Consider the following 12,264-nt stretch of genomic DNA (forward strand, 5'->3'; position numbering starts at 1 on the left):
AACTGTTTATAATTAACGAATCGCATGATAACCAGCGTCAACATGAATATTTTCGCCAGTTACACCACTTGAAAAATCACTCAATAAGTATGCAGCCGTTTTACCAACTTCCTCTTGGTTTACATTACGTTGTAACGGTGCACGTTGTTCGATTTCTTTTAAAATAGATGTAAAGTTTCCTACACCACGTGAGCTTAATGTTTTAATAGGACCAGCAGAAATACAATTGACACGAATATTATCTTGACCTAAATCAGCGGCTAAATATTTGACGCTTGCTTCTAAACTTGCTTTTGCAATCCCCATCACGTTGTAGTTCGGCACCGCAAACTCACCACCGATATATGAAGAGGTCACGATGCTACCGCCATCATTCATGATTTTGCGTGCTTCACGCGCAACGATAGTAAGTGAATAAGAACTAATGTCTTGTGCTAATAAGAAACCGTCACGAGATGTTTCAGAATAACGTCCACGTAATTCCTCAACACGTGCAAAAGCGATTGAATGGAATACGCCATCTATATTACCAACGTCTTTACCGATTTGTTCAAATCCTTTTTCTACGTCTTCGTCACTTTGTACATCGATTTGATATACATGTTTTTCTTTTTGATTGAGTTGATCGATTAATTTATCTAATTCATTAAAACTACGTTCTTTACGGTATGTAAATACAAGATTTGCTCCTAATTCGTCTAAAACTTTCGCGACGCCAAAACCAATACTTCTTTTATTGGCGATCCCCATAATGACATATGTTTTACCTTCTAAATTCATCACAATGAATTACTCCTTTAAAATAAAATTTGCTATATTACTTTAATTTTAACATCTGGTCTTAAATTTTAAAAATCAAATCTCTTTAAAATGAAAAACAAGCAAAATACTCACTATGATTTAGAGCATTCTGCTTGTCTTCATTTACTTAAACATCTCTAATTCGATTTTCAGTTGATCGACATATTCTTTAGAGCCTGTCACAATGAGGCGATCGCCATATTGTAATTTCGTATCCCCGTGTGGCACGATAGATTCATTATTTCGTATGATTCTGACAAAGATAATATCACCATCAAACGGGAAATTACGTAACTGCGTTTGGTCAAACGCATAATTAAACATCCCAATTTCATAAATGGATGTTTCTACATTACTTAACAAGTTAAGCATGTTTGGTGTTTCAATCATTCCTTTTAGTAAAATTTGATTACTTTGGAAATTACTAAAAATTTCAATTCCTTGTGACTTTAATGTTTGTTCCTCATCATTTGTTTCTAAACGACAAATGACACGTTCAACACCGAACTCTTTAGCCATTAATGCCACTTTTCTATTAATCGCATCATCATTTGTTGAACACACCACAATGTCACTTTCAAACAAACCTAAACGCTCTAACATTTTTGATTCGTAATCTGCAATTTCGACCATTGTGATTTCGTCTGATAAAATACGGTGGTCTGTTAAATCTTTACGATAATATAATGTGACCTTGTATAGATGCGATTGTAAACTTTGTGCAATAGGAATAGACAATTGATTCTTCCCAATCATTGCTACTTTAATTGAGCGTTGCATCTCATCTGGTAATGGAAACATCTTTTTAAAGACGATGGGTACGAACACACACGTAACCACAGCACTTAAAATTAAAATCCCTGAAATATCTGAACTAATTGTTCCTAAACGCTCCGCAATTTTGGCAGCTGCGATAACCAATGACAACGTTGAAGTCAATAAAAATGCTGAAGCAATGGTTGTCTTCATATCAAACCACTTTTTAATGATGAGTACAGGAATTAATTTTGAAATTAAAAATGCAAAAATTAATACTGGAATGATAATGAGAATCGTTGGATTTTTAATTAACGATGGAATGTCTAAATCCACCCCTACCATAATAAAGAATATTGGGATAAAGAAGCCATATCCAAATGAGTCTAACTTCTCTACTAACTCTTTATCAGGTTGCAATAACGAAACGACAACACCCGCTAAAAATGCTCCTAAAATATGTTCCGCGCCAACACCTTCAGCAAGTGCAACTAATAAAATAATCAGAGCAAATACCGCACGAATGCCGATTTGCGTCGTTCCAGCCATTAATTTATTCAGAAATGGTGCTTTTTTGAATAAACCACCTACGACGTAAAAGACGATTGTAAACACGACTAAAATACCAATTAGCCAAATCGTGCCACCACCTTTGGCATGAATAGCACCATAAACAGTAAGTAGTAACATGGTTGCCAAATCAGCAAGAACAGCAACAAGCAAAATAAACTGTCCGATTGTCGTACTCATAATATTCATTTCTTTTAACGTGGGCACAACAACACCCAGTGAAATTGTAGAAATGATAATGATCATAAGTAGCACGTCATTAATTAAGCCAATCCACATAAAGCCAAATGCAAGAACAATAGATATTGCCATTATAAATATAAACACATAAAATGCGAGTGATAAATGACTCGGTCCTTGCGTTTGTTCTTTTTTAGGTTTCCCTTTTTCTTTCTTGAAGGCATTAAAATCTATTTCTAAACCACTTAAGAACATTAAAAAGATAAACCCTAATGTTGAAAGTATATTTAGAACATCATCTCTATGTACTAAATGTAAAAATGAATTACCAATCACAATACCCATCAAAATTTCTGCCACAACAACAGGTAAAAATGAAATCCTTAGTCGATTGACTAAAATGGGCGTGAGTAGTGCAGCGATAATCACTACAACAAGCGATACAAATTCCATAGGCCCCTCCTTATACCAAATATGTCATAAAAGTAGTTGCGAGTCCGAAATAGATCAGCATACTCACAATGTCGTTTATCGTTGTGATAAAAGGCCCGCTTGCAACAGCTGGGTCAATACCAATTTTATTCATAATAAGTGGAATCACTGAACCTATCGTTGTTCCTACTGTCATCGCAATGGTCAAACTACTACCGACGATTAATCCAAGAATAGGTTCACGATAGATAAGTAAAATAATAAAAAATAAACTTGTTGCACAGCAAATACCTGTTAACAGTCCACTACCTGATTCACGCAGTGCAAGTTTAAATTTACTCTTTTCATCAATTTCACCAGTCGAAATATTACGTACAGCAACGGCAAGTGATTGTGTTCCTGAATTCCCTGACATCCCACTGATAATTGGAATAAATGCAGCAAGTAATGCTACTTTTTCTAATGTTTCTTCAAAAGATCCTAAAATTGAAGCTGTAATCATACCGAGCACAGTTAAAATCATTAACCATGGTAAACGCTTTAAAGCTGTTTTAACAATTGAATCATCAGTCGAATCGATATCTGAAACCCCGGCTAAACGTGAGTAGTCCTCACTCGCCTCTTCATCCATAACATCGACGATATCGTCAATTGTAATGATACCCAACAAATGATTTTGATAATCCACAACCGGCATCGCGATAAAGTCATAATCTCGCATCGTTTGCGCAACATCTTCTTGGTCATCCGCGACATTTGCGCTAATGACACGTTCACTCATAATATCTTCAATGTAGGCATCATTTTCGGCTACAATTAAATCTCTTAAAGAAATTACACCGACAAGTTTTTTCTGTTCATCAACAACAAAAATCACGTAAATGGTCTCAGCGTCCGGTGCTTGGTCTTTTACACGCATCATTGCTTCATGAACTGGCGTATTAATTGTTAACGAAATAAATTCCGTTGTCATAATACCGCCGGCGGTATCTTCATCATAATGTAATAAAGCTTTAATTTCAGAAGCGTCTTCTTTATTCATGAGTAATAGTAAACTCGCGATTTTACGCTTCGTTAGTTGGTTTAAAATATCAACGGCATTATCATATGACATATGTTCAAGAATTTGACTTGCATACGTTGCATTCATTTCCTCGAATAAATCTTCATATGCTTCTTCATCTATTTCTAAATGCTCGAAAAATTCAGCGACTTCTTCAGGTGAAAGGAATTGATACATTTTTTGACGAATATCGCTTTCACTTTCCTCAAAATATTCACTTTGCTCATATGAGTGGAGTTCAAGAAATGCGGTACGAAACCCATCAATATCATTGTTCATAATATATTCATCAAGTAACGCTTTATCATACATTTCTTCATCATCTAAAACTAATTGCTCTTTTTCATCCGTCATATTTGCCACCTCCATCTCTCATGTTCTTACAAAGTCATCAACAATTGGTGAAAATCTGGATGCTTATTTTTAATGTGAATGTTTGCCTTTGTAATTGGGTGTTTAAATTTGATTTCTGCACATTTAAGTAATTGTGTGGCATGTATAGAGTGTGGATTCCCGTATAATCCATCTCCCACTATAGGTGCTCCTATATGTTGAAAATGCACACGAATTTGATGTGTTCTTCCCGTAACAAGTTTAACACGGCATAAAGTATAAGTCTTGAAGTTTTTAATAGGCCAGTACAACGTTTTCGCATATTTGCCATCGTTTGAAATACTGCGTGTGATAATACTATTTTGTGTTCTTGCAATAGGCGCCTCAATCTCATCATAGTGAGTTAAAGTTCCCTCACATATACATTCATAATATTTGTCGATGTCTGTATGTGTCATTAAATGGTGCAAATGACGTGATTTGGCAAATATCACAATGCCCATCGTATGACGATCTAAACGCGTGACAATATGTGGTATCCCTTTTTCTTGATAGTTTTGCATATGGTTTAGTGCTTGCTCCACTAAACTGTGATGCGGATGTTCACGTGAGGGTGCACTATTTTGATGCGCAGGTTTTGCAACAATTAAAAGCCATGCATCTTCATAAAGTATTGTTAACGGCGCATCGAAGGGGATTAAGTTGTCACTCGGCACTTCTTCAGGTAAATGCACTTCAACTTTATCTCCTACAGTAAGCATTTCTCTTACTGTGACAGGTTGCTGATTAACAAGTAAAGCGCCATTTTGTTTAATGGCGCTAATCGTCTTTTTAGAAAACTGTTGCTCATATAAAAATGTTTTAAGTTGCATATTTTCTTGAATCGTATACGTAAATATCATACATCATCGCCACTTGAAATAAACGAATCATGCACACGTTTCCAAAATGGAAAAGGTCTAAAACGCGCAAAACGGATTTTTTCATTGGCAACACGGTATTGTATTGCGTTTACGTTTTTGTGCTTAATACTCACATGGTCGATGGTTGTTAATATTGAATCATGATTCACTGGCTTAATATGACACGTATGATGCTTAGGTAGCACTAAAGGTGATCCAACCGTTCTAAATACCCGATTATTAATCGATGCAATTTCTGCAATTTGAATCGCTTCTAAAGACGGATGTATTAATGCCCCTCCTAACGCTTTATTATAAGCTGTTGAACCTGATGGTGTCGAAATACACAACCCATCACCTCGAAAACGCTCAAAATGTTGCCCTCGAATGTCTAAATCAACGACAAGCGTTGTACCGTTTTCAGTTTTCATTGTTGCTTCATTCAGCGCCAGGTGTCGTGTTTCATATCCTTTATCATTATACCTTACAATGATTTCAAGTAAGGGATATTCAATAACTTGAAACTCAGAATTGTTAATTTCAATAATAAGTTTCTCTACTTCATGTGGTAACCAATCCGCATAAAATCCGAGATGACCCGTGTGAATCCCTACAAATGCACATCTAGATAACATATGACTATATTGGTGAAAGGCTTGCAATAACGTGCCATCTCCACCAACAGAAATGACAATTTCAGGATTGTCGTGATCTTCAATCATTTTAAAGTCGCGCATATGACTCAACATTTTATGCTTTAACGCTTCTGATTTGGCATCGCCCTTAGACAAAATAACAAAACGCATTACTCCACCCCACGGTTTTCATGCTTATCTGCACGTTTTTTGGAATAGAACTTTTGAGCTTCTTTAATTTCTTCTTTAATTTCAGACATTTCTTCATCGAGTAGAAAAGCCGCTTCAGCTGCACGTTCTAAACGCTTTTGAATTTCAGGAGGATAATCTCCATCATATTTGTATCGCAAAGTATGTTCAATTGTTGCCCAAAAATTCATCGCCAAAGTTCTGATTTGGATTTCAGCTAGAATAGATTTTTGACCTTCTAGCGTTTCAATTGGATATTCAATAATCACATGGTACGAACGATATCCACTTTGTTTTGTGTCTTTAATGTAATCACGCTCTTCAACTACTTTAAAATCTTTTCGTTGTCTTAAAAGCTCCACAACTTTATCAATATCATCCACAAATTGACACATCATACGTAATCCAGCAATGTCATACATTTCTTCACGCAGACGGTCAAATGGAATGCCCCTTTTATTCGCCTTATCAATGATACTTGTAATCGGTTTAACACGCCCAGTAACGAATTCAATAGGCGAATTATGTTCGGTCACTTGATACTCTTTTCGTAACCCTTTAAGTTTTATTTTAAGTTCATCAATGGCTTGACGATAAGGCGCAAGAAAAATTTCCCACTGGTTCATTTTACCTCACTCCGCTTCATACTAACTCAAAAGTCTCTTCAACGGCTGATACAAATGCATTACCATAATTGGAGTTACCTTCGATATTATCTAGTAAGTAGTCTAATTCATCTTTAAATTGTGTTAATTTTATCGTATCGTTTATCACAATTTGTTTATCTCTATGCTCATGAAGCATAGACCAAGTTTCCTGAACAAATATGAGATATGAAAACGAGGACCCATTATCCATTAAATAAACGAAAGAAAAATGATCACTATCAACAATCATTTGACCGACTTCAGTCAAACCTTCAGTTGACTTATCTGTATAACATAATACTTGATTATCTTGAATTTTAATTTCATTAACATAAATACGCATACGTTCTCCTCCTATATGGGGCTTTAAAACAAAAAGACCCATATTTACATTGTTCAGTTTTATATGACTCAATAATTGCGAGTAAAAATTCACAACCTTAATATCATACTTGTTGATAGCATCAATACTTTCCTTGATTCCTATCGCTATTTTTTAATATGAGGCAAACTGCCTTATCATAATACAGTTTAACATAATTCTTAACACGTCTCATCGACTATCACTCAAATTGTAAATACTTTTAAACACATGCAAACTTAGGCATAATATGGATTAAGGAGTGAACACGAATGGCAATCGAACAAGAAATTGAATTTAAACAGTTGTTAACTTTATCCCAATACGAAGATTTCAAAGCATCTTATTTTACGAATACTGAACCTAAAACTCAAGTTAACTATTATATTGATACGCCTGATTTTCAAATTCAATCTCAAAAAATGGCCCTACGGATAAGAGTGAAAGACGGCAAACCGAATGAAATGACGCTAAAAGTACCGTTGTCAGTCGGTTTAAATGAATACAATTTTGAGACGTCCATCGAACCTGCAGAAGGGTTGCGTATTGATGAAAATCACATTCCGAGTGATATTTTAAATATTTTACAAAAAAATCATATTTCCGTTAAGTCATTAAAAGTCTTAGGCGCATTAAAAACGGTGCGTTATGAAAAAATTTTAGAAGATGGATTACTTGTCTTAGATCATAGTCTCTATCTTGGAAAAGAAGATTTTGAATTGGAATTTGAAGTCAAAGATTACGATAAAGGAAAACAAGCTTTTGAAACATTACTAAACCAATTTCAATTAATTCATATCGAACCCAAAAATAAAGTACGACGCTTTTTTGAATATCAAGCTTTTATAAATCAGCGTGAACACAAATAGGCATTGTATAAGTGTTTTTACTTTGATATGTAAAAATTCATGTTATTATTTATGTATATCAAAACTAACGATTAAGGTGATGAAATGCCTCCAACACCGTATGAAGTGATTGGTCAAGATGCTTTATATAAGATGATTGACCATTTTTATATTTTAGTTGAACAAGATGATCGAATAAATCATTTATTTCCAGGGGATTTTAACGAAACAAGTCGCAAACAAAAGCAATTTCTCACTCAATTTTTAGGTGGGCCAAGTTTATATACTGATGAACACGGGCACCCCATGTTACGAAAACGTCATTTACCTTTTAAAATTGATGAAGCAGCGAAAAATGCTTGGTTAGAAAATATGCAGATCGCTATAGACAATGCACAATTACCCCATGGTGTGGGTGATTACTTGTATGAGCGTTTAAAGTTAACCGCATCACATATGGTTAACACAGAATATTAATTGTAGGTGAAAATATGACGAAAGAATTACGAGCTGTTGTTCATAGTTGTCAAGAAGAAGCGAATACGAATCTTTCTCCTGTGAGCAAAATTGAAATTTATTCTTTTTTCGATCCTTTTAGCAAAGATAGCTTTAAATTATCTGCCGTTTTATCGAAATTAAAAATTGAATACAGCCAATATATCCGCATTCGTCATATCCTAAATCCTTCCTTACGGGTGTTGACCAAATGCCAAGCACAGAGTACATGTGACCGTGACAATATTGCGCTAGCATTCAAAGCGGCAGAATTACAAGGACGTGCACGTGCACATCGTTTTATGCATCTCATTCAAAATGAAATTATTCCAAAACCAGATATTGTCACAGAAGCTATGATATCTAAATGTATCGTCAATGCTGGATTGGATTATGATGTATTTCAGGAGGATTTAATTCATGGTAATTTACGTGAAAGCTTAAAAGTTGATTTGCATATTGCACGTGAAATGGAAGTTGATATGGCACCTTCCCTCGTATTTTTCAACGAGGATATTCAAGAGGAAGGATTAAAAGTTGAAGGACTGTATCCGTATCACATCTATACGTATATCATTAATGAGATGATGGGATGTCAAATTGAAAAACAACTCCCACCAAAATTAGCAACATACATTCATCAAAAACAATTAGTTACTGAAGAAGAACTATTAACCATTTATGAATGGCCTGAGAAGACATTAAAAAAAGAATTAAAGAAATTGCTCTTACAACAGAAGATTGAAAAGATAAAGTATCCTGGTGGAGAATTTTGGAAGTCTAAAATGTAAGATAAAGATATATATATTTATAAAGTTGGAACATTGTTTTGTTCCAACTTTTTTGTGTAAAAAAGCATAAAAAAAACGCCGTGTTCTGACACGGCGCTAAACAAAGGGGATGGGAGAAATTTTTCACTTCAAACAAAGGGGTATGTTTGTTATGTGATTAATTTCATGCTCATAATATATCACGTGTTCACAAACGATTCAACCCTTTAATGCCCAAAAATGCAACTTTTCACAAATCCGTCAAATTGTAAACGGATTCAATCCCCTCAAGCTTTCATTAATTTTTCAAAAGCGTCTAATTTTTCCTCAAAAACCTTACATGCATCTTCAATAGGTTGTGGCGTTGTCATATCGACACCCGCATTTTTTAAAATTTCGATTGGATAATTAGAGCTTCCTTTTTTCAAAAATTCATTTATATAACGTTCGACTGCAGGTTGTCCTTCAGTCAATATTTGATGACTTAAACTTTGAGCGGCACTGTATCCTGTCGCATATTGATAAACGTAGTAGTTCATATAGAAATGTGGAATACGTGACCACTCTTTACTAATGTTTTCGTCTGTTTCAACAGTGTCTCCAAAATATTGACGATTTAATTTGGCGTATTCGTCATTCATGCGTGTCGCTGTTAGTGGTTCTCCTGCTTCTTCAATTTGGTGAATTTTATGTTCAAACTCTGCAAACATCGTTTGACGGAATAATGTTGCACGGAAACGTTCTAATTCTTGATTTAAGAGTAATAAACGTCGCTTATCATCCAAGTGCTTATCCATATAATGACTTAACAATGCTTCATTACATGTAGATGCGACTTCCGCTACAAAGATGGTATAGTCACTTTGATTAGAAGGTTGGTTTTTACGGCTAAAGTAACTATGCGCAGAATGACCAAATTCATGAACAAGCGTATATAAATCAGAAACAGTATTAGACCAGTTCAATAAAATGAATGGGTTCGTTTTGTGAGCCCCTGATGAATATCCACCTGAACGTTTACCTTTATTTTCATAAACATCCACCCATCGATTTTGTAAACCTTCTTTGACGACATTGAGATACTCTTCACTCATTGGTTCTAGGCCTTTTAACATCCATTCCACTGCTTCATCATATGGCATGTCAAATTGAATATCTTTCACCATAGGTGTATACATATCGTACATTTTCAAGTCATCTATACCGAGTAGTGTTTTACGAAGTTTCGTATATCGATGTAATAGTGGTAAATATTTATGTACTGTTTTAACAAGGTTGTCATACACTTCTTCAGGAATGTGCGTGCGACTTAAAGCTTGCTCACGCGCTGTTTTATAATGATGTGCACGCGCATTAAACACGTGTTTTTTAACTTCCCCAGCAAGCGTTGCACCTAATGTGTTATTGTATGCACCGTATGCTTTGTATACATTGTTGTAAGCCGATTCACGTAATACACGATCATCAGATTCTAAATATTTAATAAATGTTCCTTGTGTTAAAGGGTGTTTCTGTCCATCTTTATCTGTAACATCTTCAAATGTTAAATCTGCATTATCGAACATACTAAACACATTGCTTGGTGTTGATAGTGCGTCTTGAGCTTCTGTTAGCAGTTTCTCTTTATCTGCATCTAATACATGTGGACGTTGTTCGTTAATTAATTTTAAATCGAACTCAAAGCGCTTTAATCCTTCATGCGATGAAATAAACGATTGTAATCGTGCTTCTTCAATTTGGAGTAGCTCTGGAACTAAAAAACTCCATGCCGAACTAAGTTTTATAGCCAATTGATGTGCACGCGCTTCAAAACCAGTATATTTATCATTCGCTGTATCTTGATCTTGTTTTAAATGCGCATAAACATAAACTTCTTCAAGCTCTGTTTCAATTTCATCTTCTAAACGTAGTGCTTCGTAAAGCGTTTCAGCATCATCACCCAAGTGACCTTTAAAAGCTTCTTCTTTACCAAGGTAACCTTCGACTTTTTTAAAGGCCGCTTCCCATGCTTCATCACTTTCAAAAATCGTAGTTAAATCCCAAGTATATTCCGGGTGTTGTTGTTCTTGTTCTGAACGTGTAAGTTGTTGTGTCATCGTTTTTTCCTCCTCTAAAGATGATATTACTGTTATTTTCTCATTTTTAAATTCAGATTGCACTTTTAAACTATGTTACATTCAATATTTTTAAATATGCATGAATCATCATATTCATTTTATGCACATAATCGACCTTTTTTTCTGCAAAATACCGCGGCTTTAAACACTGCTTAACAGAAATATGAGGAATGACACCTTTGTTTAACGCTTTTAATACCGTTAATTGCCATAGTATCGGATTGGTCACAAAATAGATTTGTTCTGGAAAAACAAACCCGGTTAATTTGATCACTTGGTCATCAGTCAGCTGTAATTGATACATTAAAGAGAGATGTGGTTCAAGTACGCTATGTTTCATTCGACATTGTGCAATAAAAGCCTCTATATGGGATCTAGATAGCTTCCTGACGACTGTAGGTGTACATGTATTGTTTACTCGTGTAAACCAATCTTTAACGTTGACGTACTGTTGTACCCCTATAAAACGATTTGCTTTTACAGGTATAAGTTGGGACAATTCAATAATCTTCGTCCCATCTTGACTAAGACAATATAATGTGTGCGTGTCAGGATGTATTACCGATTGATGACGTTGTAACAGTTCGTACATTCCATATTTGAACTTAGGTAATTCTGTTAACCAAATGACGTGATAGCCGAGTTGTGATAACTTTTCAGTCCTTTTTTGAAGTGTATTGATGTTAATCGGACTTAATTGAATTTCAATGGCCCATCGTCCTACAGTTAAATCGGGAATTTGACGGATCTCCTCAATATACAGTTCTAACTGAACGTCATGGTACCATTGTTTTAGCAATGTATAAAGTTGCTGTTTCATTGTATGATGATGTATGGATTCACCACTGTGATGATACAGATGGAATGGCTTTTTGTGATGAGCAAAATGTGGAACCATCTTTACCCCTTTCTTTAAAATAAGTTGCGCTTTGCATATTGGACAAAAATATTGATTTTGTTTAGACGCATCACATGCATGGATTTGTTTGTTAAAAAGATCCATCGCAGTTAACATGAACATCACCTCATGGTTATACTCGCAAAACAACAACCAATTACTTTTAAAATTTCACTTTGAGTAAACACTAAGATTAAGTAGTGTGATGGAGTCAGATAATACAATCATTTCCATGCAATAAAAAAACGCCCATATTTCTATGGGCGC

General features: G+C 35.0%; 12 protein-coding genes. 3 read left to right on the top strand and 9 right to left on the bottom strand.

Annotation, left to right across the window (positions count from 1 at the left end; translation table 11 throughout):
* Positions 1-12: 12 nt before the first annotated feature.
* The 7 genes from fabI to G8Y85_RS03055 all read right to left on the bottom strand — a co-directional run bounded on the left by fabI (position 13) and on the right by G8Y85_RS03055 (position 6,851).
* On the bottom strand, positions 13-783 hold the full coding sequence (fabI, locus tag G8Y85_RS03025; protein ID WP_037565912.1) for an enoyl-ACP reductase FabI: 771 nt from the start codon (positions 781-783) through the stop codon (positions 13-15).
* Positions 784-924: 141 nt separating this feature from the next.
* On the bottom strand, positions 925-2,760 hold the full coding sequence (locus G8Y85_RS03030) for a monovalent cation:proton antiporter family protein (protein ID WP_037565909.1): 1,836 nt from the start codon (positions 2,758-2,760) through the stop codon (positions 925-927).
* Positions 2,761-2,770: 10 nt separating this feature from the next.
* A complete protein-coding gene (gene mgtE / locus G8Y85_RS03035; protein WP_165805408.1) occupies positions 2,771-4,165 on the bottom strand; it encodes a magnesium transporter in 1,395 nt (464 codons plus the stop codon).
* A gap of 17 nt (positions 4,166-4,182) precedes the next feature.
* Positions 4,183-5,037 (bottom strand): RluA family pseudouridine synthase, encoded by an 855-nt coding sequence (locus G8Y85_RS03040; protein WP_165805409.1) that lies wholly within the window; start codon positions 5,035-5,037, stop codon positions 4,183-4,185.
* Positions 5,034-5,843, bottom strand: a complete 810-nt coding sequence (locus tag G8Y85_RS03045; protein ID WP_037565901.1) for an NAD kinase — start codon at positions 5,841-5,843, stop codon at positions 5,034-5,036. The genes G8Y85_RS03040 and G8Y85_RS03045 overlap by 4 nt, the downstream gene beginning before the upstream one ends.
* Positions 5,843-6,487, bottom strand: a complete 645-nt coding sequence (gene yjbM, locus G8Y85_RS03050) for a GTP diphosphokinase (RefSeq protein ID WP_037565898.1) — start codon at positions 6,485-6,487, stop codon at positions 5,843-5,845. Before yjbM ends, G8Y85_RS03045 begins: the two co-directional genes overlap by 1 nt.
* Before the next feature lie 16 nt (positions 6,488-6,503).
* Entirely contained in the window at positions 6,504-6,851 is a 348-nt protein-coding gene (locus G8Y85_RS03055; protein WP_103345734.1) for a UPF0738 family protein, read from the bottom strand.
* Between the two features lie 290 nt (positions 6,852-7,141).
* Between G8Y85_RS03055 and G8Y85_RS03060 the strand changes: the two genes are divergently transcribed.
* The 3 genes from G8Y85_RS03060 (at position 7,142) to yjbH (ending at position 9,003) form a co-directional block, all read left to right on the top strand.
* Complete coding sequence (locus G8Y85_RS03060) at positions 7,142-7,738, top strand: CYTH domain-containing protein (RefSeq protein ID WP_107371376.1); 597 nt, start codon at positions 7,142-7,144, stop codon at positions 7,736-7,738.
* An 84-nt stretch (positions 7,739-7,822) separates the two neighbouring features.
* Complete coding sequence (locus G8Y85_RS03065) at positions 7,823-8,194, top strand: truncated hemoglobin YjbI (protein WP_060550684.1); 372 nt, start codon at positions 7,823-7,825, stop codon at positions 8,192-8,194.
* Positions 8,195-8,208: 14 nt separating this feature from the next.
* Entirely contained in the window at positions 8,209-9,003 is a 795-nt protein-coding gene (gene yjbH, locus G8Y85_RS03070) for a protease adaptor protein YjbH (protein ID WP_037565888.1), read from the top strand.
* A 266-nt stretch (positions 9,004-9,269) separates the two neighbouring features.
* On the opposite strand, the gene pepF is transcribed toward yjbH, so the two are convergent.
* Together pepF and G8Y85_RS03080 are read right to left on the bottom strand one after the other, a co-directional pair.
* Positions 9,270-11,078, bottom strand: a complete 1,809-nt coding sequence (pepF, locus tag G8Y85_RS03075) for an oligoendopeptidase F (RefSeq protein ID WP_165805410.1) — start codon at positions 11,076-11,078, stop codon at positions 9,270-9,272.
* Positions 11,079-11,148: 70 nt separating this feature from the next.
* Positions 11,149-12,114, bottom strand: coding sequence for a competence protein CoiA (locus G8Y85_RS03080; protein ID WP_165805411.1), 966 nt, complete (start codon positions 12,112-12,114; stop codon positions 11,149-11,151).
* Positions 12,115-12,264: the final 150 nt, after the last annotated feature.

Origin of the sequence: Staphylococcus sp. 11007852 (assembly GCF_011394325.1) — a bacterium.
Lineage (GTDB): Bacteria > Bacillota > Bacilli > Staphylococcales > Staphylococcaceae > Staphylococcus > Staphylococcus agnetis.